The organism is Nonomuraea purpurea, from assembly GCF_042650645.1.
Classification (GTDB): Bacteria; Actinomycetota; Actinomycetes; order Streptosporangiales; family Streptosporangiaceae; genus Nonomuraea; species Nonomuraea purpurea.
Genome location: NZ_JBHSBI010000018.1, coordinates 67,283 through 89,835 on the forward strand (window position 1 = coordinate 67,283; position 22,553 = coordinate 89,835).

Annotated in this window: 25 protein-coding genes; 13 read left to right on the forward strand and 12 right to left on the reverse strand. The window is 69.6% G+C overall.

Annotation, left to right across the window (positions count from 1 at the left end):
• Nucleotides 1-94: 94 nt before the first annotated feature.
• Nucleotides 95-850, reverse strand: a complete 756-nt coding sequence (locus tag ACFOY2_RS31845) for an A/G-specific adenine glycosylase (protein ID WP_379531904.1) — start codon at nt 848-850, stop codon at nt 95-97.
• A gap of 196 nt (nt 851-1,046) precedes the next feature.
• Between ACFOY2_RS31845 and ACFOY2_RS31850 the strand changes: the two genes are divergently transcribed.
• A complete protein-coding gene (locus tag ACFOY2_RS31850) occupies nt 1,047-1,733 on the forward strand; it encodes a hypothetical protein (RefSeq protein WP_379531793.1) in 687 nt (228 codons plus the stop codon).
• An 82-nt stretch (nt 1,734-1,815) separates the two neighbouring features.
• Nucleotides 1,816-2,322: a hypothetical protein gene (locus tag ACFOY2_RS31855; RefSeq protein ID WP_379531794.1), complete on the forward strand. Its 507-nt coding sequence runs from the start codon at nt 1,816-1,818 to the stop codon at nt 2,320-2,322.
• Nucleotides 2,323-2,329: 7 nt separating this feature from the next.
• Here ACFOY2_RS31855 and disA read toward each other — a convergent pair whose 3' ends face one another.
• Genes disA through ACFOY2_RS31880 form a run of 5 tightly spaced genes read right to left on the reverse strand, consistent with a single transcriptional unit; the run spans nt 2,330 to nt 6,317 of the window.
• The gene (gene disA / locus ACFOY2_RS31860) at nt 2,330-3,406 is read right to left on the reverse strand and encodes a DNA integrity scanning diadenylate cyclase DisA (protein WP_379531795.1); all 1,077 of its coding nucleotides are present in this window, start codon (nt 3,404-3,406) and stop codon (nt 2,330-2,332) included.
• A gap of 40 nt (nt 3,407-3,446) precedes the next feature.
• Nucleotides 3,447-4,853 (reverse strand): DNA repair protein RadA, encoded by a 1,407-nt coding sequence (gene radA / locus ACFOY2_RS31865; protein WP_379531796.1) that lies wholly within the window; start codon nt 4,851-4,853, stop codon nt 3,447-3,449.
• Between the two features lie 47 nt (nt 4,854-4,900).
• On the reverse strand, nt 4,901-5,206 hold the full coding sequence (gene trxA / locus ACFOY2_RS31870; RefSeq protein ID WP_379531797.1) for a thioredoxin: 306 nt from the start codon (nt 5,204-5,206) through the stop codon (nt 4,901-4,903).
• 2 nt (nt 5,207-5,208) lie between these two features.
• A complete protein-coding gene (locus ACFOY2_RS31875) occupies nt 5,209-5,577 on the reverse strand; it encodes a MerR family transcriptional regulator (RefSeq protein WP_379531798.1) in 369 nt (122 codons plus the stop codon).
• Between the two features lie 41 nt (nt 5,578-5,618).
• Nucleotides 5,619-6,317, reverse strand: a complete 699-nt coding sequence (locus ACFOY2_RS31880; RefSeq protein ID WP_379531799.1) for a class I SAM-dependent methyltransferase — start codon at nt 6,315-6,317, stop codon at nt 5,619-5,621.
• 81 nt (nt 6,318-6,398) lie between these two features.
• On the opposite strand from ACFOY2_RS31880, the gene ACFOY2_RS31885 reads away from it, so the two are divergent.
• The 7 genes from ACFOY2_RS31885 (at nt 6,399) to ACFOY2_RS31915 (ending at nt 13,095) form a co-directional block, all read left to right on the forward strand.
• Nucleotides 6,399-7,208, forward strand: coding sequence for a sugar phosphate isomerase/epimerase family protein (locus tag ACFOY2_RS31885; protein ID WP_379531800.1), 810 nt, complete (start codon nt 6,399-6,401; stop codon nt 7,206-7,208).
• Nucleotides 7,205-7,975, forward strand: coding sequence for a class I SAM-dependent methyltransferase (locus ACFOY2_RS31890; protein ID WP_379531801.1), 771 nt, complete (start codon nt 7,205-7,207; stop codon nt 7,973-7,975). Before ACFOY2_RS31885 ends, ACFOY2_RS31890 begins: the two co-directional genes overlap by 4 nt.
• 3 nt (nt 7,976-7,978) lie before the next feature.
• Nucleotides 7,979-8,560, forward strand: a complete 582-nt coding sequence (locus ACFOY2_RS31895) for a TetR/AcrR family transcriptional regulator (protein ID WP_379531802.1) — start codon at nt 7,979-7,981, stop codon at nt 8,558-8,560.
• A 106-nt stretch (nt 8,561-8,666) separates the two neighbouring features.
• Nucleotides 8,667-10,772 (forward strand): (Fe-S)-binding protein, encoded by a 2,106-nt coding sequence (locus tag ACFOY2_RS31900; RefSeq protein WP_379531803.1) that lies wholly within the window; start codon nt 8,667-8,669, stop codon nt 10,770-10,772.
• A gap of 148 nt (nt 10,773-10,920) precedes the next feature.
• On the forward strand, nt 10,921-11,724 hold the full coding sequence (locus ACFOY2_RS31905; RefSeq protein ID WP_379531804.1) for a hypothetical protein: 804 nt from the start codon (nt 10,921-10,923) through the stop codon (nt 11,722-11,724).
• The gene (locus ACFOY2_RS31910; RefSeq protein ID WP_379531805.1) at nt 11,721-12,788 is read left to right on the forward strand and encodes a glycosyltransferase; all 1,068 of its coding nucleotides are present in this window, start codon (nt 11,721-11,723) and stop codon (nt 12,786-12,788) included. The genes ACFOY2_RS31905 and ACFOY2_RS31910 overlap by 4 nt, the downstream gene beginning before the upstream one ends.
• A gap of 25 nt (nt 12,789-12,813) precedes the next feature.
• Complete coding sequence (locus ACFOY2_RS31915) at nt 12,814-13,095, forward strand: metal-sensitive transcriptional regulator (RefSeq protein WP_043615428.1); 282 nt, start codon at nt 12,814-12,816, stop codon at nt 13,093-13,095.
• 484 nt (nt 13,096-13,579) lie between these two features.
• Here the strand turns inward: ACFOY2_RS31915 and ACFOY2_RS31920 are convergent, their stop codons facing one another.
• A complete protein-coding gene (locus tag ACFOY2_RS31920) occupies nt 13,580-14,896 on the reverse strand; it encodes a hypothetical protein (protein ID WP_379531806.1) in 1,317 nt (438 codons plus the stop codon).
• 53 nt (nt 14,897-14,949) lie between these two features.
• Here ACFOY2_RS31920 and ACFOY2_RS31925 point away from each other — a divergent pair, with 53 nt between their 5' ends.
• Nucleotides 14,950-15,855, forward strand: a complete 906-nt coding sequence (locus tag ACFOY2_RS31925) for a hypothetical protein (RefSeq protein WP_379531807.1) — start codon at nt 14,950-14,952, stop codon at nt 15,853-15,855.
• Here the strand turns inward: ACFOY2_RS31925 and ACFOY2_RS31930 are convergent.
• Complete coding sequence (locus ACFOY2_RS31930; RefSeq protein WP_379531808.1) at nt 15,827-16,348, reverse strand: gamma carbonic anhydrase family protein; 522 nt, start codon at nt 16,346-16,348, stop codon at nt 15,827-15,829. The genes ACFOY2_RS31925 and ACFOY2_RS31930 overlap by 29 nt on opposite strands.
• Nucleotides 16,349-16,498: 150 nt before the next feature.
• Between ACFOY2_RS31930 and ACFOY2_RS31935 the strand changes: the two genes are divergently transcribed.
• Nucleotides 16,499-17,461, forward strand: a complete 963-nt coding sequence (locus ACFOY2_RS31935; protein WP_379531809.1) for a hypothetical protein — start codon at nt 16,499-16,501, stop codon at nt 17,459-17,461.
• Nucleotides 17,462-17,629: 168 nt separating this feature from the next.
• Here ACFOY2_RS31935 and ACFOY2_RS31940 read toward each other — a convergent pair whose 3' ends face one another.
• From ACFOY2_RS31940 to ACFOY2_RS31955, 4 genes are all read right to left on the reverse strand, one after another.
• The gene (locus ACFOY2_RS31940; protein WP_357806850.1) at nt 17,630-17,872 is read right to left on the reverse strand and encodes a hypothetical protein; all 243 of its coding nucleotides are present in this window, start codon (nt 17,870-17,872) and stop codon (nt 17,630-17,632) included.
• Nucleotides 17,873-18,001: 129 nt separating this feature from the next.
• Nucleotides 18,002-18,754, reverse strand: a complete 753-nt coding sequence (locus ACFOY2_RS31945; protein WP_379531810.1) for a GntR family transcriptional regulator — start codon at nt 18,752-18,754, stop codon at nt 18,002-18,004.
• A 152-nt stretch (nt 18,755-18,906) separates the two neighbouring features.
• Nucleotides 18,907-19,449, reverse strand: a complete 543-nt coding sequence (locus tag ACFOY2_RS31950; protein WP_379531811.1) for a VanZ family protein — start codon at nt 19,447-19,449, stop codon at nt 18,907-18,909.
• Between the two features lie 74 nt (nt 19,450-19,523).
• A complete protein-coding gene (locus ACFOY2_RS31955; protein ID WP_379531812.1) occupies nt 19,524-20,228 on the reverse strand; it encodes a dienelactone hydrolase family protein in 705 nt (234 codons plus the stop codon).
• A 110-nt stretch (nt 20,229-20,338) separates the two neighbouring features.
• Between ACFOY2_RS31955 and ACFOY2_RS31960 the strand changes: the two genes are divergently transcribed.
• Nucleotides 20,339-21,748 carry an aldehyde dehydrogenase family protein gene (locus ACFOY2_RS31960; RefSeq protein WP_379531813.1) on the forward strand — a complete coding sequence of 470 codons (1,410 nt, stop codon included), beginning with the start codon at nt 20,339-20,341 and terminating at the stop codon, nt 21,746-21,748.
• Entirely contained in the window at nt 21,741-22,553 is an 813-nt protein-coding gene (locus ACFOY2_RS31965) for a 2-keto-4-pentenoate hydratase (protein ID WP_379531814.1), read from the forward strand. Before ACFOY2_RS31960 ends, ACFOY2_RS31965 begins: the two co-directional genes overlap by 8 nt.

A 22,553-nucleotide genomic window follows, 5' to 3' on the forward strand; every position in this document is an offset into this window, starting at 1 on the left:
GCGAGGAACGGACTTGGATGGTGCCCAAGTCAGGCGGAGTGGGGCCTGCCGATCTGAGGGCAGTTAGAGGGGCCGAGCGAACCGCGGCCCTGGGTCAGGTGGGCAGGCGGTAGGTGTCGTCGTCGAGTTGCTCGGCCAGGCCGTCGGCGAGCAGGCCGTCGAGGGCGCGTTCACGCTGGTCCGCGTCGGCCCAGACGACGTCGAGTGCCGACTTGGGGACCGGGCCGTGGGCCGCGCGCAGCACCTCCAGCAGGCGGCCGCGGCACTGCCGGTCGGTGCCGGCGTACGTCTGGCCCTTGCGCGCGGGGCCGGTGTGCGGAGGCTTGCCGGCCAGGCGCCAGGCGCACACGTGGGTGATCGGGCAGTCGGCGCAGCGTGGCGCGCGGGCCGTGCAGACCAGGGCGCCCAGCTCCATGACGGCCACGCCCCAGCGGGCGGCGCCCAGCTCGGGCAGGAGGGCCTCCGCCAGCTTCCGCTCGGCCGCTGAAGTGGCCGTGGGAGGGTACTCCTCGGCCCGTACGGCCCTGGCGAACACCCTCCGGACGTTGGTGTCGAGGACGGCGTGCCGCCCGCCGTAGGCGAAGCTGGCGACCGCGGCGGCGGTGTACTCGCCGATGCCGGGCAGGGACAGCAGGGTCGTGTGGTCGGAGGGCACCTCGCCGCCGTGTGACTCGGTGATGGCCTTGGCGCACTCGTGCAGGCGCAGCGCTCTGCGCGGGTAGCCGAGGCGGCCCCAGTGGCGTACGGCCTCGCCGGGCTGCTCGGCGGCCAACGTGTCGGGGGTGGGCCAGCGCTCCATCCACTCCTGCCACACGGGCAGCACGCGGACGACCGGCGTCTGCTGCAGCATGATCTCGCTGACCAGAACGCCCCACGGGGTCGCGTCGGCGGCCCGCCACGGGAGATCTCGGGCGTTGTCCTCGTACCAGTCGAGAACGGATGCGTGAAGGAGGGTCGGCTCAACCACGGGGTCAAGGGTAGTGCGGAGTTGGCAGGCTTCGGCGTGTCGTTACTTGCAGTCGTCGCCCGATTACCATGCTGAGCGTATGGACCCGGATACGATGCGTGGGGACGGCGCGGACGTTTACTGGCGGCGGCGGATGAGCGTCCTCGTAGGGGTGCTCGTCGTGGTGGCCGTGGTGGCGTGGGCGTGCTCCAGCGGGGGCAGCGGGCCTGAACGATCCTCCAGCGCGCAGAGTTCGCCAGGTGCGAAGAGCAGCGCCACGCCCGCCCCCGATCCGTTGCTGGCCGGGCTGCGTACGCTCGCCATGGGCACCGCCAGCCCGTCTCCCACCCCCACCGCCCCCAAACCCTCGCCGACCGTCCGCCCCAAACGGCCCGGCGACCCCTGCGCCGCGGAGGACCTGGTGCTCAGCATGCAGGGCGGCAGGGAACAGATTTACACCGGAAGTGCCCGTCCGAGCTTCATCGCCACGCTGGTCAACATCGGTCCGGTGATGTGCACGGCCGATGTGGGGCCGCGGGCCTTGGAGATCCGCATCACCTCGGGGGCGGATCGGATCTGGTCGACCGCCGACTGCGTCAGCGGGGCCGGCTCGGAGGTCAGGCAGCTGCCGCGGGGGGTGCCGTACGTCCGTTCGCTGGAATGGGATCGGCGCCGCTCCAGCGTCGACTGCCGGGCCACGCCGGCCGCCGCGCTGCCGGGCACGTACGTCGCCACGGTCAGGATGGGCGGGCTTCGTGCCCCCAAGGGGGTCTTCCACCTGCGCTAACGGATGAATCCGGCGAACCTTCCACAATTGTCCCTCACCCTGACTAGGGTGTGCGAGTCAATGATCACGGAAGGGATCGCGAATGAAGACAACTCCGTGGATGGCGCTGGCGGCGGTGCTGGCCGGCGCCATGGTGCCGCTCGCCATGACGCCCGCGGCCCACGCCGCAGAGCGGGCCGCGACCTTGGGCCCGAACGGATATCGCGCGCTGAAGCTCGGGATGACCGCCGCGCAGGCCAGGAGGACGGGGCTGGTCGTGCGCAAGAAGGCCGGCGACTCCGCCTCCTGCACGAGCTATGACCTCAAGGACGAGCGGTACGGCAACAACCGGGTGGGGATGTACGTCTCGAACCGGCACGGCGTGGCCGTGATCGTGGCGCCCCGCGGGGTCAAGACGCCGCAGGGCATCCGCGTCGGCTCCACCAGGACGCAGCTCAAGGCCGCCTACCCGAAGCTGCGGCGCGGCCCGTACGGGTACCCCGCCGCCGACGTGCCGGGCAACAAGCGCGCCTTCTACATCTTCGACGTCAAGAACAACAGGGTCGCCGGCATGAGCCTCGTGCTGAACAAGCAGGACTGCGTCAAGTAGCCGGGTTCTAGACGTATCGCTCAAGGATGGAGGACTCCGCCAGGCGGGACAGTCCTTCGCGTACGCTGCGGGCCCTGGACTCGCCGACGCCCCCGACCTCCTGCAGGTCGTCGATGCTGGCCGCCAGCAGCTTCTGCAGGCCGCCGAAGTGGTTGACCAGCCGGTCGACCACCGAGGCGGGCAGGCGGGGCACCTTGGCCAGGAGGCGGAAGCCGCGCGGGCTGACCGGGCTCTCCAGCTTGTCGGAGCCGCTGTGGCCCAGGACGCGGGCCACGGCCGACAGGTCGAGCAGTTCGTTGCCCGACAGCTTGTCGAGGTCGTGCAGCGCTTCGGCCAGGCGCCGCTGCCGGCGGCCCGCCGGAGCGGGCAGGTAGTCGCGCACGACCAGCTCACGCTCGGAGTCGACGCCCGCCACCAGCTCGTCGAGCTGCAGCGACAGCAGTCGGCCGTCGGTGCCGAGCTCGACCACGTAGCCCTTGATCTCGTCGGAGATGCGCCTGACCATCTCCAGCCGCTGCGCGACCGCCGAGACGTCTCTGACGGTGACCAGATCCTCGATCTCCAGGGCGGAGAGTGTGCCGGAGACCTCGTCGAGGCGGTGTTTGTAGCGTTCGAGGGTGGCCAGGGCCTGGTTGGCCTTGGACAGGATGGCGGCCGACTCTTCCAGGACGTAGCGGATGCCGTCGAGGTAGAGGGCGATGATCCGCATCGACTTGCTGATCGCGATGATCGGCAGGCCGGTCTGCCTGGCCACGCGCTGGGCGGTGCGGTGGCGGGTGCCGGACTCGTCGGTGGGGATCGCGGGGTCGGGCACCAGGTGGACGGCGGCGCGGACGATCTTGTGGTCGCCGCTGACCACGATGGCGCCGTCCATTTTGGCCAGCTCGCGGAGCCTGGTGGCCGAGAAGTCGACGTCGAGCTCGAAACCGCCGCTGCAGACCTCTTCGACGACCCCGTTGTAGCCGAGCACGATCAATCCGCCGGTCTGCCCGCGCAGGATCCGCTCCAAGCCGTCGCGCAGAGGTGTGCCCGGCGCCACAGAGGCGAGAGCGTCGCGACGGCGGTCGTCAAGACTCCTATCCACCTGACCCCCGTGTCGATCGGTCACGCCCAGCTTAGCCGTGCTATGTGACGTGTGTGAGAGCGTCCCAGACGTTCTCGGCCTGGACCACCTCGAATCCGGGCGCGAAAGCGACCGGCCCGACCGGCACCAGGGCGCGCTGCCCCGTGCGGCGGCGACCACCTTCTTCGAGGCTGCCCGCGGGCACCAGGGCCCGTTTGAAACCGAGCCTGGCCGCCTCGGTGAGCCTCCTGCGCACGTCCTTGACCGGGCGCAACTCGCCCGCCAGCCCGACCTCGCCCAGCGCCACCAGCCCGGGCGGCAGCGGCTTGTCGCCGGCGGCGCTGGCCACCGCCAGCATGACCGACAGGTCGATGGCCGGATCGGCCAGTTTGATGCCGCCGACGGTCGCGGTGAACACGTCGCAGCCGCCGAGCCGCGCGTTGAGCCGGCGCTCCAGGACCGCGAGGATCATCTGCACGCGATAGCTGTCGAGCCCCGAGGAGGTGCGCCTGGGCTGCTGGGCGTCGGTGCGGGCCACCAGGGCCTGGACCTCGGCGGGCAGCGGGCGGGTGCCCTCGACCGTGACGGTCACGCAGGTGCCGGGCACCGGCTCGCTGCGCCGCGAGACGAACAGCCCGCTCGGGTCGGCGATGCCCTCGATACCGCGTTCGTGCAGGTCGAAGCAGCCGACCTCGTCGGTGGGGCCGAACCTGTTCTTGATCGCGCGCACCATGCGCAGCCTGGAATGGCGGTCGCCCTCGAAGCTGAGCACCACGTCGACGAGGTGTTCGAGCGTGCGAGGGCCCGCGATCGAGCCTTCCTTGGTGACGTGGCCGACCAGGACGGTGGCCATGTTGCGCTCTTTGGCCAGGCGAACCAGGTTGGCCGCGACCTCGCGCACCTGTGTCACCCCGCCGGGCACGCCCGTGGCCTGCGCCGAGCCGATCGTCTGCACCGAGTCGACGACCAGCAGGCTCGGCTGGACCTTCTCCACGTGGGTCACCAGGGCCGACAACTCGGTCTCCGCGGCGAGGTAGAGGCGGTCCTGGATCGCGCCGATGCGGTCGGCCCGCAGGCGCACCTGGGCGGCCGACTCTTCACCCGTCACGTACAGGACCGTCTCGCGCTCGGCGATGCGGGCCGCCGCCTCCAGCAGCAGCGTGGACTTGCCGATGCCAGGCTCGCCGGCCAGCAGCACGACCGCGCCGGGCACCAGGCCGCCGCCGAGCACCCGGTCGAGCTCGCCCACCCCTGTGGTGCGGGCGGTCGCCACCTCGGCCTTGACCTGGCCGATCGGGACGGCGGGGGCGGTGGTGGCGCCCGCCTGGACGACGGTGGCGCCGGCGCGCGCGCCCTCTTCGTCGACCGTGCCCCACGCCTGGCACTCGCCGCACCTGCCCACCCATTTGGTGGTGCGCCAGCCGCATTCGGCGCAGCGGTATCCGGGCTTCTGGGCAGACTTGGCCATGCTGAGCAGGCTAGCGGTTGCGGCCGACAATCTTGAAGCTCCGCGGGCTACGCCAGGCCGAGCTCCGAGACGAGCATGCGCTTGGGCTTGGCCCCCACGATCTGCTTGACCGGCTCCCCGTTCTCGAACAGCAGGATCGTCGGCACGCCCATGACGCCGTACCTGGCCATGACCTCAGGATGATCGTCGATGTTGAGCTTGCCGACGGTCAGCCCGTGTTCGGCCTCGATCTGCTCCAGCACGGGCGCCACCATCCGGCACGGCCCGCACCACTCGGCCCAGAACTCGACCAGCACCGGCTTGTCGCTCTTGAGCACCTGCTCCTCATAGTTCGCCGTGGTCAATGTGATCATCACTACCCCCTTACGAAACATCCCGGGCACGACTGCGCGAGCTGGGCGGTCACTTCGGCGCGGCGGGCGAGCAGGAGATGGATCTCCTCGTCGATCTCCTTGAGCTTGCGCTGGTAGACCTCGACCGACTCGGCGCACGACCCGCCCGTGCTGTGCCCCCTGCGCAGGCAGTCGACGAACGGCCGGGTGTCCTCCAGCTTGAACCCGACGTTCAGCAGCGCCCGGATCTCGGACACCAGCCTGACGTCGTCCTCGCTGTAGACCCGGTAGCCGTTGGTCCCGCGCCGGGCGCTGAGCAGCCCGTGCTGCTCGTAGTAGCGGATGGAGCGGGTGCTCACCCCGGTGCGTTCCGCCAGCTCTCCGATGCGCATGACCCCACGGTATGCCTTGACACTGACGTCAAGGTCAAGCCTCAGAAATGGCGCCAGCGCAGCACGTTCGGGTAGGCGATCTCCAGGCCCGGCGTCTCGGCGATGGCCTGCTCGGCCACCTCGGGCGCGAACTCGATGCGCAGCACGGCCTCCAGGTCGGCCCGCCGCTCGAAGGCCATGCGCAGGTCGAGCGGGCGCCGCCGCCAGCCCTGGCGGACCCAGAACTCCTCCACGCGCTTGGCGGAGTACGTCGGCACGGTGCGCGAGAACCAGCGGCCGAAGGAGCCCCGCTCGGCGTCGAGGTCGACGACGAAGGCCGCGCCGCCCCGGCGTACCACCCGTGACAGCTCCCGCAGCCCCGGCTCGCAGCCGGGGCCGAAGAAGTACGCCCAGCGCGCGATCGCCACGTCCACGCTCGCGTCGGGCAGCGGCAGCTGCTGGGCCGATGCCGCGTGCACGCTCACGTTGGCCAGGTCGGCGCAGCGGCGGCGGGCCAGTGTGGCCAGATCGCCGTGCGGCTCGACGCCGATCACCCGCAGGGCGTCGGCGGCCAGCGCGGGCAGGTGGTAGCCGGTGCCGCAGCCGATGTCGAGCACGGTGGCGCCGTCCCAGGGGCGCAGGGCGCGCATGGCCGCGTCCGCCGCGCCTTCCTGGTCGACCGCGCGGTTCTCCAGCTCGTAGATCTGGGGGGAGCTCCAGATGTTCGGGCTCGGGATCGCGCCTTTGGCTATGCGGGGCATGCCCCAACGGTAGGGCTCACCAAAAGGGCTCATCGCCGGGGGTCGCGCGCCATATCCGGTTCACCGGCTTAGGCTGGCAACGTGGCTGATGTCATCCGCGTGCCCAATGCGAAGATCGCATTGTCCACCGCCTCCGTATATCCGGAACGCACCCCTGACGCGTTCGAGCTGGCCGCGCGCCTGGGCTATGACGGTGTGGAGATCATGGTGGGCGCCGATCCGGTGAGCCAGGACATCGACGTGATCGAGCGGCTGTCCGACCATTACCAGCTCCCCGTGCTGGCCATCCACGCCCCCTGTCTGCTCGTCACGCAGCGGGTCTGGGGCCGCGACCCCTGGGCCAAACTGGTCAAGGCGCAGAAGGCGGCCGAGCGGCTCGGCGCCTCGACGGTCGTGGTCCATCCGCCGTTCCGCTGGCAGCGCGACTACGCCCGCGACTTCGAGACGGGGCTGGCCAGGATGCGCGATGAGACGGATGTCACGTTCGCGGTCGAGAACATGTTCCCGCTGCGGGCCAGGGGCAACGACGTCGTGCCCTACTCGCCCGACTGGAACCCGATCGACTATGAGTTCCCGCACGTCACGCTGGACCTGTCGCACACGGCGGTGTCGGGCTCCGACGCCATGGAGATGGCCGTCAAGCTCGGCGACCGGCTCTCCCACCTGCACCTGGCCGACGGCCTCGGGGTGACCAACAAGGACGAGCACCTGGTGCCGGGCAGGGGTAACCAGCCGTGCGCCCCGATGCTGGAGCGCCTGGCCAACACCGGCTACACGGGGCTGGTCGTGCTGGAGATCAACACCCGCAAGGCGGCCAGCCGCTCCGAGCGGATCGACGACCTGGCGGAAGCGCTCGCCTTCGCCCGGCTCCACATGGCGGCCTCCACATGAGCGCGGGACCGATGAAGGCTCTGGGCCGGGGGTTCGACCGGGTGGCCGACGCCTATGACGCGGGCCGGCCCAGCTACCCCGACGAGATGTATCGCGCTCTGGCGGAGATCTCCGGCGTAGACCTCGACGGCGCCACGACGGTCGACGTCGGCGCGGGCACGGGCATCCACACGCGGGCGCTGCGGGCGCGTGGATCGCGGGTCGTCGCCCTCGATCCCGGGGCGGAGATGCTGGCCCGCCTGGTCTCCCGCTCAGAGGACGGGCCGCCCGCCGTGGCCGCCGTGCTGGGCGACGGCAACGCGCTGCCGCTGGCCGACGGCGCGGCCGACCTGGTGACGTACGCCCAGTCGTGGCACTGGCTCGACCCCGTGGCCTCGATCGCGGAGGCCAGGCGGGTGCTGCGGCCGAGGGGCGCGATCGCGGGCTGCTGGAACTTCGCCCACGCCGCGCAGGCCGAGTGGCTGGCCGCCTATGAGGCCCGGCTGGCCGACAGGGTCCCCGCGTACTGCGGGCCCGCGGTGGAGCAGTGGTCGGCGCCGCCCATCGCCTCGGCGTTCGAGGTGATCGAGGAGCGCTGGATCCCCTGGACGCGGCTGGTCGGCGTCGAGGACTTCCTGCTCGGCCTGCGCTCCTACTCCTACATGGCGGCCCTGCCGCCGGACGCGGCCGACGAGCTGGTCGAACGGCAGCGGGCGGAGCTGCGCAGGGAGTTCCCCGAAGGAGTGCTGTCGGTGCCGATGCGGGTCTACCTGGCGGTGGGCAGGTGAGGTATGACCGCTCCTAGGCGTCCGGGTCGCCGGCCCGGGTCGGCCGACACGCGCGGTGAGATCCTCACGGCGGCCAGGCGGGTGTTCGCGGAGAAGGGGTTCGACAAGGCCACCGTGCGCGGCATCGCCAGGGAGGCCAAGGTCGATCCGGCGCTCGTGCACCACTATTTCGACACCAAGGAGGGCATGTTCGCGGCGGCGATGAAGCTGCCGATCAGCCCTGACGAGGTCATCCAGCTGCTGGTGGAGGGGCCGCGAGAAGAGATCGGGGAGCGGCTCGTGCGCCTGCTCCTGCGGGCGACCGCCGCCCCCGAGACCCGCGAGCCGATGATCGCGCTGATCCGCTCTGCCATGACCAACGAGCAGGCGGTCGGCATGTTCCGCGAGTTCATCACCAACGCGCTGCTCTTCCAGGTGGCGGGCCGGCTCGGGGTGCCGCATCTGCGGATCGAGGCCGCGTTCTCGCAGATGTTCGGCGTGATCATGGGACGCTACGTGCTGAAGCTGGAGCCCCTGGCGAGCGCGAGCGAGGAGGAACTGGTCGAGTTGCTCGCGCCGACGATCCAGAGGTACATGGGCGGATAGAGCATTGTTCTGGACATGGCGGTGACCATAGGGTATGTCGCGTACGCCGGTGATGTTACTGATTAGTAGTATCGCAAGTGGGTGAACGTCGTCTGTGGGAGGACCCGTGCTCTGGGTAGCGATCATCGGGCTGGTCATGACGGTCGCGGCGGTGGCCGTGGCCGGTCGCAGGGCGCTGTTTCTGTACAAGCTCGCGACCGTGGGGCCACCCGCGCCCGAGCGGATCGAATACGCCAAAACGAACGCGGCCGCTGAGGCGAAAGCGCAGCTCGTCGAGGTGTTCGGGCAGAAGAAGCTGCTCAAGTGGACGCCGTCGGGCACCGCTCACTTCTTCGTCATGTGGGCGTTCTTCATCCTGCTGACCGTCTACATCGAGGCGTACGGCGCGATCATCCAAGGGGCGATCACCGGGCGCCCCGACTTCCACATCCCGCTCATCGGCACCTGGGGCGTGCTCGGCTTCCTGCAGGACTTCATCGCGGTCGCCTGCGTGCTCGGCCTGATCGCCTTCGCCGCGATCCGGATCAAGAACTCACCCAAGACGCTGGGCCGCGAGTCCCGTTTCTCGGGCTCCCACCTGGGCGGCGCCTGGCTCGTCCTGTTCATGATCTTCAACATCATCTGGACGCTGTTCCTGGCCCGCGGCGCGGCGGCGGCGACCGGCAACTTCCCCTACTCCTCCGGCGCGTTCGTCTCGCTCGCGCTGGGCGACGCGCTGCCCGCCAGCCCGCTGCTGGAGGAGATCGCGCTGCTCCTGCACATCGGCTTCATGCTGGTGTTCCTGGTCATCGTGGTGAACTCCAAGCACCTGCACATCTTCACCGCGCCGCTGAACGTGCTCTTCTCCCGCCGCCCCGACGGCATGGGGGCCGCGCAGGAGATGCGGGTGGACGGCAAGGTCGTCGACTTCGAGGACGAGGACCTCGACCCCGAGCGGCTCGGCCGAGGCAAGATCGCCGACACGACGTGGAAGGGCTTCCTCGACTTCTACTCCTGCACGGAGTGCGGCCGCTGCCAGTCGCAGTGCCCGGCCTGGAACACCGACAAGCCGCTGTCGCCGAAGATGCTCATCCTCGACCAGCGCGACCACGCCTTCCAGGTGGCCCCGTACCTGATGGCGGCCCAGAACGGCGTCGAGCACAAGGACACGGACGTGCTGGCGCTGCTGGAGAAGCCCCTCGTGGGCGAGGACGGCGTCATTCACCCAGACGTGTTGTGGTCGTGCACCAACTGCGGCGCCTGCGTCGAGCAGTGCCCGGTGGACATCGAGCACATCGACCACATCCTCGACATGCGCCGCTACCAGGTGATGGTGGAGTCGTCGTTCCCGTCCGAGGCGGGGGTGATGGTCAAGAACTTGGAGAACAAGGGCAACCCGTGGGGCATGTCCGAGATGAAGCGGGCCGACTGGATCACCGAACTCGATTTCGAGGTCGAGGTGGTCGAGGAGAAGATGCCCCAGGACGCCGAATACCTGTTCTGGGTGGGCTGCGCGGGCGCGCTGGAGGACCGCGCCAAGAAGACCACCAAGGCCGTGGCGGAGTTGCTGCACATCGCGGGCGTGAAGTTCGCGGTGCTCGGCCCGATGGAGGCGTGCACCGGCGACCCGGCCCGCCGCCTGGGCATGGAGTACCTGTTCAACATGCTCGCCCAGCAGAACATCGAGACGCTCAACGAGGCCGGGGTCAAGAAGATCGTCGCCACCTGCCCCCACTGCTTCAACACCCTGGCCAACGAGTATCCGCAACTCGGCGGCACCTACGAGGTCGTGCACCACACGCAACTGCTGGCGAAGCTGGTCGACGAGGGTCTGCTCACCCCGATCACCCCGATCGAGGAGAAGATCACCTACCACGACCCGTGCTTCCTCGGCCGCCACAACAAGGTTTACTCCCAGCCCCGCGACATCATGGCCAAGGTGCCCGGTGTGCGGACGCAGGAGATGCACCGCCACAAGGACCGCGGCTTCTGCTGCGGCGCCGGCGGCGCGCGCATGTGGATGGAGGAGCGCATCGGCAAGCGCATCAACACCGAGCGGGTGGAGGAGGCGCTGACCACCGATCCCGACACCGTCTCCACGGCCTGCCCATTCTGCATGGTGATGCTCGGCGACGCGATCAACGAGAAGAAGAACAACGGCGGGGCCAAGGAGTCGCTCGAAGTCGTGGACGTGGCCCAGCTCTTGATCAAGTCGGTAAAAGGCGCTTCCTGACCGCTGATTGTCGGACTCCTCCACAGGCTTTGTGGAGGAGTTTCGCACGTCATCGGGGGTGGTGACCCGAAATCCGGCATCCACATAACGGGAAAATCACGGTAACCTCAACGTCGCATGGCCTTATTCGACGGGGAGGGGGCTCGTGATGGGCGTCGTCGTCACGGACGCCGAAGTCACCCTGGCCGACGTGCTCTCCCTTCGACTCGCCATTGACGAACCCCTGCAGGACGGCACGGAGCTCGTGCTGAGGCATCGCACCACGGGGGTCGAACGCGACGTGCTGCTCGGCACGCCGGGGGCCAGGGCGCGCGAGGCCACGCTGGCGGTCTCGCTGGCGCCGCTGGAGCTCACCGCCGGACGCTGGGACGCCTACCTGCGCCGCGACGGCAAACGCAGCCGGCTGCGCAGCGTCGATCCCGGCTTCTCGCTCGACCACCTCGACGCCTACGCCCTGTGCAGGCGCACCCTCGCCTACCGCTCCTACCGCACGCGCAACGGCTTCCTCGCGCTGAAGATCTCCGACGCCGAGCCGGTGGCCGAGGTGCGGGCGATCTGGTTCAGGGAGGGCCGCTTCGAGGTGATGGGCCTGCTGGCCTACACCGGGCTCGATGACGACGACTCGCGCCACGAGGCCATGCTGACCCTCGACCGCAGGCAGACCAGCGCCAGGGTGTCGGCCACGGCCACCGTCCAGGGGGTGCGTTTCCACGCGGCCGTCTCGCTCGTCGACGTGGTCGCCGCCGACCCCGAGGCCGCCGCGGGCTCCGGCACCTGGGAGCCCGCGCTGCGGGTCGAGGGCGTGTCCACGCCGCTCAAGCTGGGCTCGCGGCTCGACGACGTCGACGGCAAGCGCCGCCGGCTGCACTACCCCTCCTTCAAGGTGGACGGCGTGCCCATCAGGCCCTGCTACACCGCCGACGACGAGCTGCGGATCGAGGTGGGGGGATGAAGGTCAGCCTCGTCCTCGCCTCCGCCTACGCCATGCGCGGCGACGTACGGGCCACGCTCAACCTGGCCACCGCCCTGTCGCGGCGGCACGACGTCGAGGTGATCAGCGTCAGGCGGCAGAAGGAGAAGCCGTTCTTCCCCATCGGCCCCGACGTGGCCATGCGCAGCGTGATCGACGCCAGGCCCGGGGTCAGGCATCTGCTGCCGCGCGGCCAGGTGCGCGCCGAGGTCGCGCTCTGGCGGCTGCTGCGCAATCTCAAGAGTGACGTTCTCATCACCACCAGGCCGGGGCTTGGTGTCCAGGCCGCCAGGCACGCGCCGCGCGACACCATGAAGATCGCCAGGGAGTGGGGGCGGCCGGCCGTGCCCACGCCCGTCAAACGTTTCTATCCGCGCCTGGACGCCGTCGTGACGGCCACCGAGTCGGCCCAGGAGGAATGGGACCTGCTCCTGGGCGGCGCGCCCGCCGTGCACTCCCTGCTGGACGCGCTGCCGAGCGGCCCGTGGCCGCGCTCGCGGATGGACAACAGGATCGTGGCCGCGGGCGGGCGATGGGTGCCGGCCAAGTCGTACGACCGGCTGATCAGGGCGTTCGCGATCGTGGCGGACAAACGTCCCGACTGGCGGCTGCGCCTGTACGGCGGCGGCCCCGAGGAGCGGCGGCTGCGCGCGCTGGTACGCGACCTCAACCTGCACAACCACGTCTACTTCATGGGCACGACGCCTGACCTGGCGGGCGAGTTCGCCAAGGCGTCGATCGTGGCCAGCACCTCGCGCGTCGAGGACCTGGGGATGGCGGTCCTGGAGGCCATGGGCTGCGGGGTGCCCGTGGTGGCCTTCGAGGGTGCCAGGGGGCCCAAGGAGTTCGTGGCGACGGGCTACAACGGGGTGCTGGTGCCGGAGACGGAGAGCGATCTCCAGTTCTTCGCGGCGGCGCTGCTGGCGCTGATCGACGACGAGCGCAGGCGGCGCTCGCTCGCGGCCGGCGCGCGTGACACCGCCGCGCGTCACTCGGCCGACGAGGTGGCCGTGCAGTGGGAGAAATTGATCGCCGACCTCCGCTGATACGGGTTACGGGTACCGTAGAAGCATGCATGGGTACAGCGGAGACAAGCAGGCCTATCTGACGCGCCTCAGGCGTATCGAAGGACAGATCAGGGGCCTGCAGCGCATGGTCGACGACGATGCCTACTGCATCGACGTGCTCACCCAGGTCTCCGCCGCCACGCGGGCCCTTCAGGCGGTCGCTCTGGGGCTGCTGGAGGAGCACATCTCCCACTGCGTGGCCGACGCCATCAACAGCGGGGGCCCCGAGGCCGAGGCGAAGGTCAAGGAGGCGTCCGCGGCGATCGCGCGCCTCGTCCGTTCGTAGGAGTGCGCGCGGCGCGATTGACTAGTTATGTGAAACCCCGGAAACCGTGGTCCCTGACCCCTTACCGGAGTCGGGAACTAGGTTCCCGGGGCTAGTAATCGTTGTTGGTCTTCAGCGACTCGCCGAAGTCCGCAATCCGAGCGCGTCGTCGAGTTCGTCCAAGGTCAGCCGCCGCTCGCTGACAGCCACGGCCGTGAGCACCTCGGCGTAGAGCGCAATCTCGTCCAACGCGACACGGTCGTGGACCCGAGAGTCCAGGTCATCGTGCCCCACCGCGTCGTCCTTCCTTCCGCAGCCCACACCCTCTACGAGGTTACGGCGCAGTCCCTCCCGGCGACATGGCCCATCGGGGCCATTCCTTTCCGCGTCTCGGGGCCCCGGTGGGATCATTTCCCGATTCCGAGATCACAATTCAGCGAATTTCCTATCGCTGGAGTGTGGGGCGTTATACGAGGGGATAGAGTGAAATAACGGTATTTGTGGTTTACGTGTGCCTTGTGTGGCTGTCGTCGCGTTCGTGGACCATCTTCCGTACAAGTGCCACCTGCCCGGCGAGCCCGCTTTGTGGCACCTTGGCACCCGTCAGCCGCCCCCACGCGAGACCCGTGGCGTAGGCGGCCCCCAGTACCGCCGCCGCTCCGTCCCGATCCGGCGGCATCACCTCCAGCACGGGCGGCGCGAGAGCCGCCTGGACGGGAAAGCCGTCCGGCTGGGTCGCCTCGTTGGCGGAGGTGCCGGTGAGCCCGGCCCGCTCCAGCTCCCCGTAGGCCAGCCTGAGCCGGTGGTCCAGCCGGCCGGGCAGCACGCCCTTGGAGTCGGACAGGTCGGCCAGGAACGCGGCCGCCGCCCGTTGCGGATCGGGCATGAAGGCCAGCGCCTCGACCAGGTCGTAGACGGTGTGGGAGAAGTGCGCCCCGGGATCGTTCTCGGGCAGCAGCGCCCGGCACAGCCGCGACGGACAGCGCTCAAGCCAGGCCCGGCGCATCGCCTCGTCGTCCTCGTGGGCGGCGTCGAGGCCGGGGCGGCGCAGCATGGGCTCGACCATCGTCAGCAGCGCCAGCGCCCGGGGCCTGAACCGGGTGTCGGACATGAGGATCTGGGCGGCGTCGGCCATCGTGGCGGCCAGTCGCAGCGCCTCGCGCGACCGGCCGGCCCGCAGGCGCTCGGCCACCAGCGTGACGAGGTCGCGCAGCGGCGGCGCGGGCAGCCAGCGCACCCACTCGTCGCCGGGCAGCGAACGGCGCAGGTACTCGCCGAACACGGTGATCAACCGCTCGTTGCCGTCGAAGGCAGGCGCGTACGCGCACCACATGATCGTCCCCCACACCGCGGCCACCGTGCCCGGCACGTCGGAGGCGAAGATCTCGTCGAAGGCCGTCAGCGGATAGTCCAGCTCCGACTTGCGCCCGCCGGCCCGCAGCAGCACCCTGAGCCGCTCGGTGAGCGACTCCGAGACGTCGGGCCCGACGAACGCCTGCGTGGAGCCAGGCTCGGCGTGGAAGTCGTAACCGTGCGGGATCACGGCCTCGGGCAGCACGGCCGAGGGATGGCCGACCTGGCGCGCCCTGACGCTTCTCGGCGGCGGCGCGAGATGCCAGCGGCCGTCGGCGGGGTCGTGCAGGTGCCAGCGCGCGTGCGCGCCGAACAGCCACCTGTCGCCGTCGGGGGTCACCAGCACCCTGGCGGCCAGCACATGGGCGCGATCGGCCACGGAGAGCCCCTGCCAGCGCGGGTCCGCGACCATCGTCCGGACCTCCGCCTCCGTGGCGGTGAACGCATCCCAGGGTCGCACGGCCGTCATCGTACTGGGCCGGTTCGGATCATCCATTGGTAATTCACGGCAGAATGTCCGCTATGAGGGCGAAGGTAGCAGGAGCCTTGGCGGTTGTCGGCGTGCTCTCCGGTTGCGGCGCGGTCACCACGGCGCAGCAGCCGTCACCTACAGGGCCGGGTGTGCTCACGCTGGACAGGGCCACGCCGCCGGCGTCCGGCGGAGAGGTGGGCGAGGCCTCGACGGAGTTCGCCGACGCGGCGGACCTGTCGATGTGGACCAAACTCAGCCAGACCGAGAAGGACGTCGACAGGCTCACCAAGTACGACGTGAACAAGACCGCGAAAGGCTCGATGTACCTGGAGCCCAACACCTCGGCCTGGTTCGACGGCTTCCGCGGCCCTTTCGTGTACCAGGAGCTGGCCGGCGACATCCTCATGCACGCCAGGGTCAAGGTCGAGGGCGAGAAGGGCGGCAAGCCCAAACGGAAGTTCTCGCTGGGCGGGCTGATGGCCAGGCAGCCCGGCTCGTACGCCAACCCCAACTGGGTGTCGGTCACCACCGGCACCGGCGACAAGAGCGGCCAGGTCGAGGTCAAGTACACCAAGGACGGCAGCTCCAAGCCCAGCGAGCTGCCCGTCGGCGACGGCTGGGTGGAGCTGGCCCTGGGCCGGGTGGGCCGCGCCTTCATCGCGCTGTACAAGGAGGAGGGCGGCGCGTGGAAGGTCGGCCGGCGCTGGCCCTCGACCCTTCCCGACGTGCTGCAGTGGGGCGTGAGCGCCTCCACCGACTGGGACAGCTACAGCACGCTCAAGAAAGACGCCGCCAAGGGCAACGCCAAACAGGTCAAGGGCCGGCCCGACCTCAAGGTGACCGTGGACTTCGTCCGCTTCCTGCGGCCGGAGCTGCCCGAGTACGCCGATCCGCTCAACAGCGCCTCGGTGCCGGACGACGTCCTGATCAAAGCGATGACGCCTGCCGGTGCCTGAGCGCCTTGGCCATGTAGTTGTCCGGCGTACGGGCGAAGGAAGCCCGGTCGTCGTCGGTCAGCTCGCGCACGATCTTGCCGGGCACCCCGGCGACCAGCACCCCGGACGGGATCTTCTTGCCCGGGCCGACGAGCGCGCCCGCCGCCACCAGCGTGCCCGCGCCGATGCGGGCGCCGCCGAGCACGATGGCGCCGATGCCGATCAGCGCGCCCGCCTCCACGTGGGCGCCGTGCACCATGGCCTTGTGTCCCAGGCTGACGCGATCTTCCAGGATCGCGGGCTCACCAGGGTCGGAGTGGAGGCAGCAAAGATCCTGTACGTTGCACTCTTCGCCGATCTCGATCCGCTCGTCATCCCCCCGGAGAACGGAGCCGTACCAGATGCTGGATGCCCGGCCGATGCGCACCTTGCCCACCACGGTCGCACTAGGTGCTATGTAGGCTTCTGGGTGTATGTCCGGGACAGCTCCGTCGCCCAACGCTGCTATGTACATCCGTCACATCGTAATTCCCGGTTCAGGTATGGCGTTCGGGTTGCGGACGTGGGCAGTTGGCAGGAAAGTCGTTTCCTGACGTCTCGTCGTCAGACCATCACAACCCGCAGTTTTCCCCCGCCGCACGCAAACCACCCTTAGGTAACCCCCATGACAAACCAGCACGAGAGCATTCCCGATCTGATGCAAGAGGACACCTTCGAGGTCGTGATGCGCGGCTACAACCGCCGCCAGGTCCACGACTACATGATCCGGACCCGTAACCAAGTGAGAGATCTGGAAGAGCGGCTGGCACGGGCGATCGACCAGGCGGAACAGGGTCGCATCGAGCTGGCCGAGGCCAGGCGCCGCATGGTCGAGACACCCCAGAGCTATGAGGACCTCAGCCCCAGGCTCGCCCAGATCCTGCGGCTCGGCGAGGAGGAGGCCGCGGCCAAACGGGAGGAGGCCGAGGCCGAGGCGTCCAGCGTTCGCGACGCGTCGAAGTCGGAGGCCGACAGGCTCGTGACGACGTCCCGTGAGACCGCCGACAAGATTCTCACCTCCGCCCAGGCGGAGGCCGAGCGGAGGGTGGGCGAGGCGACTCAGGCGGCGGAGGGCATGCTGGCCCAGGCGGGCGCGGACGCGGAGGAGCAGCTCACCTCCGCCCGCACCGAGGCCGAGGAGACCCTGCGCGAGTCGCGCGCCGAGGCCGAGCGGGTGCTCAACTCGGCCAAGACGGAGTCGGAGCAGCAGGTGCAGTCCGCCACCGAGCAGGCCGAGCAGATCGTGGCCGAGGCGCGCAGAGAGTCCGAATCGACGCTCACGGAGGCGCAGCAGCGCGCCGCGAGCATCGACGAGCAGGCGGGCCGCAGGGTCGACTACCTGACCAACACCCACACCGAGGTCGTACGGCGGTTGACGGAGGTCAGCTCGGTGCTCAGCGACCTCATGCGCACCGAGTCGTCGGCCGGGCCGCTGATCCCCGACGCGGCCACGCCGCCCGCCTCGCCGCAGGATGAGGTGCGGGTCATCGTCGACGAGGCGGACGAGCCGCAGGAGGAGCCGCAGCAGCAGAGCATCTCCGACGACACCGACGTGCACATCGTCCGGCTGTCCGAGGCGCACAAGTAACATCGGCGCAGACCGCTGAGCGGAAGCCTCCGCCCCCGATAGGGTCGGAGGCTTCCGCGTTTATGGCCCCTCCTGGTTTGGGGGCCCGGTACCGGGGCCGCCGAGACGCTGGACCCGGCACCGGGCTGCTCGTGGACGCCGTGCCAGGGGAGCCACGGCCGGCGTCGTTCAAGGAGGTGCGGGGCCGGTCCGCCGCGGTTGTTGCCCACCGGCCCTTCTCTCCTGGTCCCGGAGCTGGTCGCGCAGGCCGTCCGGGTCGTCCGCGTCGATGGTCATCGCACATCCGGCATCGCGCTGCGCCGCGCTGATCGGATGGTGTCTCGTGGCCCACCAGCGGCCCGCGTCGCTCCGCCAGATGGTCCACTGGGAGTACTCCCGGGCGATCTCGGCAAGGTGCCGATCAAAGGACATTGCTGTCCACCTTTCCCGGGCCCCCAGGCGAGGTTTCCATCTCCTTCGACGATGCGGTACTTCTCTAGAGAAGACAATGATCGTGAAGGACAGGTCAACCTGACCTATCGTTTGACAGATCGGGTTGAACTACGCGTCGAAGTCGTACTGGAGTATGTACGCCGCGGAGTCCAGCACCATCTCGTTGACTTCGACAGGCACTCCACCCGCCGTGTACGCCGTCCTGGCGATCACGATCACCGGCGTTCCTCCGGGCAGGTCGAGCAGCGCGCTCTCGCGCGGCCCCGGCATGCGGGCCCGCACCTCCTCGGTGAAGTGGGCCGGTGGCAGGCCCAGGTCGCCCAGCCTGGCGTAGACGCCGCCAGGGCCGGTCTCGGTGAGGGTGATCGCGCTGCCTTCCACCAGGTGGGCGGGGAAGTAGGAGGTGGCCAGTTGCACGGGCCTGGCATCGACCGAGTAGCGGCGCCGACGCACCCATACCTCGCCGCTGTCGAGAATGCCGGCCACCTCCTCCGTGGCCCGCTCCAGCACCACCTCCAACCGGTCCACCGCGAAAGGCCTGCCGTGAGTGTCGGCATCCCAGATGGCATGCCCCTGACCCCACTGCTCTCGTGACAGGCGGCGTGAGCCGTGCCTGCGTATCGGTTTGAACAGCCGCACATAAACCCCCGAACCTCGTTTCGGTACCGCCAGCCCTTCATTGATCAGTACGGCGAGCGCCTGTCTTGCGGTGGCGCGCGCGATCGCGTATTCGGCCATGAGTGCGTTCTCGCCCGGCAGTCGGTCCCCGTCGCGCAGTTCGCCGGACAGAATCCGGGCGCGCAGGCCGTCGGCGATGCGGCGATAGATAGGGGGCTCGTGGGGTACCGGGGATTCAGACACGTATGATCACCCTCTGTCACCAACCAGGTAGTGGCGTCTCCAGAGAACTTGCCCCGTCTTGTCCACGATCGCACAGAAGTGAGGGCTGGTCGCGGTCAGATTTTGAGCGGATCGTGCCTAAGTGGTGAATTCCGCTGTGTTTTAGCGGGCCGTTACCGTGGAACGGTCCTGGCCGGTACTCGGCGGGCCCACCAGCGGCGAGTAACCAGAGATGCGAGCGCCGCGCCCGCCGTGTTGAGGATGACGTCGTCGACGGAGGAGAAACGGCCGAGTCGCAGGGCATACTGGAGGACCTCCACGGTGACCGAAAAGGCCGCGGCGATGGCCGCAACGCGGGCGGTCGAGGACATCCGCTCACTGCGTACGGGTAGCAGCGCCCCGAGCGCCGCGAACACCAGCAGATTGCCTCCGACCTGCACCAACACCGTCTCCCACGGCGCTTTGTGCAGCTCTGCGAGATCGCCGAACGGGACGAGGCCGACCCCCGCCTCGCCGCCGGACGGGGTGAGGATCATCCACACCCACGGCGCGGTGCCGACCACGATCCCGACGTCGGCGATCGACGTGCGCAGGGGCGCTGGGTGGCCGGCTCGGGTGCGGCGGCGCGAAAGGAGCAGGATCGCCGGCAGAGCCAGGGGAAGCGCAAAGGTACCAGCAATTACGACGTTTCCCCACAATTCCCACGTCCGCGCCACCGCACCATCATGGGGGATGATCTAGGGGTACCGGAAGATGTCCGTTCGGACAGGTCCCGACGGGGGCCGTGCGGTCACGTACGGACCGGCAGGTGCTCGGTCAGGAACGCCGTGGCCACCTCCCATGCACGCTCCGCCGCCCCCGGGTTGTGGAACATCGGCGACTCGCTGTTGTGGAAGGCGTGCCCGGCCTCCTCCTCGATGTGCATGACCACGTTCGGCCTGCCCTTCGCGGCCTCCTCCACCACGGCCACCCGGTCGCGGGTGATGTAGGGGTCGCTGCCGCCGAAGACGAACAGGAGCGGCGCGGTGATCTGGTCCATGAGACCGGTCGTGTCGGGCACGGCCGAGCCGTAGAAGGACAGGACCGCGTCCAGTTCGACCTGGGTGGCCAGCGTGTAGTCGATCGAGCCGCCCAGGCAGAACCCGACCGCGCCGACCCCGTCGCGCACCTCGGGCATCGAGCGCAGATGGGCGACGGTGAGCGCGCAGTCGCTCACACCCTGCGCGAAGTCGAAGCCGGACGACAGCTCGATCGACGCCTGCGTGCCCTCCGGAGTGTGCTCGCCCTGCCAGTGGGGCTGCAGGCGCCAGAACAGGTCGGGCGCGGCCACCACGTATCCGCGCGCGGCCAGGTCGGCCGCGACCTTCTCGATGTAGGGGCCGACGCCGTAGATCTCCTGGACCAGCAGGATGCCGGGTCCGGGGTTGTCGGGCAGCCAGACGTGGACGTCGAATGTGCCGTCATGGGCGGCTATCTGATCAATGCGGGTCTTCATGTGCTACAGCATCGCGCATGGCGCGCACCGCGTTCGAGGGAGACGATGCGATCGAGGGTTTCCCGTTGTCCGCCTAACGATCTATACAGGAGAGACAGGAGGAGGGTGTTGTGCTGACGCATTTCATCGGTGGCGAGCCGGTGGTCGCGGGAAAAGCGTTCCCCGTCCATGACCCGGTGACGGGCGCGGTGGTCAGGCAGGTCAACGAGGCCGATCCGGAGATCGTCGACCGGGCCGTGCGCGCGGCCAGGGAGGCGGCCCGCGACTGGGCGGCGCTGCCCGTCGGCGAACGCGCCGGCTGGATGCGCCGCCTGGCCGAGGGCATCGAGGAGCGCTTCGACGACCTGGTGGTGGCGGAGATCGCCGACACGGGCAAACCACTCGACCAGACCCGCACGCTCGACGTCCCGCGCGGCATCGCCAACTTCCGCGCCTTCGCCGAGATCGCCGCCCAGCGCCCCGACGACGCCTTCCACCTGTCGGGGGTGCTCAGCTACACCGTGCGCAGGCCGCTCGGCGTGATCGGGGTGATCGTCCCGTGGAACCTGCCGTTCCTGCTCATGACGTGGAAGCTCGCCCCCGCGCTGGTCTCGGGCAACACCGTGGTGGTCAAGCCGTCGGAGCACACGCCGAGCTCGGCGGCGATCTTCGCCGAGATCTGCGCCGCCGCCGGTCTGCCCCCGGGCGTCGTCAACATCATCTTCGGGGACGGCTCCGCCGGCCGCCTCCTGGTCGAGCACCCCGGCGTGGACGGGGTCACGTTCACGGGATCCACCAGAACCGGAACGTCGATCATGAGGTCGGTGGCCGACCGGGTCAAGCCGATCTCGTTCGAGCTGGGCGGCAAGAACGCCGGCCTGGTCTTCGAGGACTGTGATCTCGACCGGGCGATCGAGGGCAGCGTGAAGTCGGTCTTCACCAACGGCGGCCAGGTCTGCCTGTGCACCGAGCGGCTCTACGTGCAGCGGCCGATCTTCGAGGAGTTCTGCGAGCGGCTCGCGGCCCGGGCCCAGGAGGTCGAGCCCCAGCCGATGATCTCGGCGGAGCACCGTGAGAAGGTGCTCTCTTACTACACCCTGGCCCGCTCGGAGGGAGCCAAGGTGCTGACAGGGGGCGGCGTCCCCGCGTTCGGCGACCACCGCGATTCCGGATATTTCGTGGAACCGACGGTAGTGACAGGCTTATCGGAATGGTCGAGATTCAATCGGGAGGAGATCTTCGGTCCCGTGTGCCACGTCGCCCCCTTCGACAGCGAGGCCGAGGCCGTCGACCTGGCCAACGGCAGCGAGTACGGCCTGGCCGCCACCCTCTGGACCACGAGCCTCGACCGCGCCCACCGGGTGGCGCAGCGCCTGGAGGCCGGGCTCGTCTGGGTCAACACCTGGTACGTACGCGACCTGCGGACCCCGTTCGGCGGCGTGCGGCTGTCGGGCATCGGCAGGCAGGGCGGCACCCAGTCACTCGACTTCTACTCCGAACCCACCACGATCACCATCAAACTGGAGCAGCCCGATGCATGACGAATGGTCCCAGGCCGTGGACGCGCGCACCCAGGCCGCCGACCGGCTGGCCGAGGCCGCGCGTTCCGGCAAACCGTGTGCGCCGATCAGGGACCTGGTCAGCACGGCGGCCGACGGGTACGCCGTCCAGGAGATCAACACGCGACGGGCGCTCGGCGAGGGACGGCGGCTGGTCGGCAGGAAGGTCGGCGTGACCAACGCGCTGCTGCAGCGGCAGTTCGGCATCGACCAGCCCGACTACGGCATGCTCTTCGCCGACATGTCCTACGGCGACGGGCTGCCCGTCCCGCTGGAGCGTTTCCTGCAGCCGAGGGCCGAGGCCGAGGTCGCCCTGGTGCTCGGCGAGGACCTGGCCGGCGGGCCTTTCACGGTGGCCGACGTGCTCAGGGCGGTGGAGTTCGCGCTGCCCGCCATCGAGATCGCCGACTCGCGCATCGCCGACTGGGACATCACGCCGGCCGACACGATCGCCGACAACGCCTCGGCCGGGGCGTTCGTGCTGGGCAGCACGCCCGTCTCGCTGATGGGGCTCGACCTGCGGGCGGCGGCGATGACGATGCTGCTGACGGGGACGCGCGACAATCAGGAGGTCTCGACCGGCTCGGGCGCCCTGTGCCTGGGCAACCCGCTCAACGCCGCCGTCTGGCTGGCCTCCACGCTCGGCCGCACCGACCGCGCGCTGCGCGCCGGAGACGTGGTGCTGACCGGCGCGCTCGGCCCAGTGGTGCCCGTGAGCCCGGGGGCGGTGTTCGAGGCGCGTATCGACGGGCTCGGCTCGGTACGAGCGGTGTTCGGCGCCCTCTAA

Coding starts and splice junctions, on each gene's coding strand:
- ACFOY2_RS31855 (WP_379531794.1), top strand. CDS start 1,816: ATGAAGACAACTCCGTGGATGGCGCTGGCGGCGGTGCTGGCCGGCGCC.
- ACFOY2_RS31965 (WP_379531814.1), top strand. CDS start 21,741: ATGCATGACGAATGGTCCCAGGCCGTGGACGCGCGCACCCAGGCCGCC.
- ACFOY2_RS31940 (WP_357806850.1), bottom strand. CDS start 17,872: ATGTCCTTTGATCGGCACCTTGCCGAGATCGCCCGGGAGTACTCCCAG.
- ACFOY2_RS31880 (WP_379531799.1), bottom strand. CDS start 6,317: ATGCCCCGCATAGCCAAAGGCGCGATCCCGAGCCCGAACATCTGGAGC.
- ACFOY2_RS31910 (WP_379531805.1), top strand. CDS start 11,721: ATGAAGGTCAGCCTCGTCCTCGCCTCCGCCTACGCCATGCGCGGCGAC.
- ACFOY2_RS31850 (WP_379531793.1), top strand. CDS start 1,047: ATGGACCCGGATACGATGCGTGGGGACGGCGCGGACGTTTACTGGCGG.
- ACFOY2_RS31905 (WP_379531804.1), top strand. CDS start 10,921: ATGGGCGTCGTCGTCACGGACGCCGAAGTCACCCTGGCCGACGTGCTC.
- ACFOY2_RS31845 (WP_379531904.1), bottom strand. CDS start 850: ATGCTGCAGCAGACGCCGGTCGTCCGCGTGCTGCCCGTGTGGCAGGAG.
- ACFOY2_RS31935 (WP_379531809.1), top strand. CDS start 16,499: ATGACAAACCAGCACGAGAGCATTCCCGATCTGATGCAAGAGGACACC.
- ACFOY2_RS31920 (WP_379531806.1), bottom strand. CDS start 14,896: ATGACGGCCGTGCGACCCTGGGATGCGTTCACCGCCACGGAGGCGGAG.
- ACFOY2_RS31890 (WP_379531801.1), top strand. CDS start 7,205: ATGAGCGCGGGACCGATGAAGGCTCTGGGCCGGGGGTTCGACCGGGTG.
- ACFOY2_RS31875 (WP_379531798.1), bottom strand. CDS start 5,577: ATGCGCATCGGAGAGCTGGCGGAACGCACCGGGGTGAGCACCCGCTCC.
- ACFOY2_RS31915 (WP_043615428.1), top strand. CDS start 12,814: ATGCATGGGTACAGCGGAGACAAGCAGGCCTATCTGACGCGCCTCAGG.
- radA (WP_379531796.1), bottom strand. CDS start 4,853: ATGGCCAAGTCTGCCCAGAAGCCCGGATACCGCTGCGCCGAATGCGGC.
- ACFOY2_RS31895 (WP_379531802.1), top strand. CDS start 7,979: ATGACCGCTCCTAGGCGTCCGGGTCGCCGGCCCGGGTCGGCCGACACG.
- ACFOY2_RS31955 (WP_379531812.1), bottom strand. CDS start 20,228: ATGAAGACCCGCATTGATCAGATAGCCGCCCATGACGGCACATTCGAC.
- trxA (WP_379531797.1), bottom strand. CDS start 5,206: ATGATCACATTGACCACGGCGAACTATGAGGAGCAGGTGCTCAAGAGC.
- ACFOY2_RS31925 (WP_379531807.1), top strand. CDS start 14,950: ATGAGGGCGAAGGTAGCAGGAGCCTTGGCGGTTGTCGGCGTGCTCTCC.
- ACFOY2_RS31930 (WP_379531808.1), bottom strand. CDS start 16,348: ATGTACATAGCAGCGTTGGGCGACGGAGCTGTCCCGGACATACACCCA.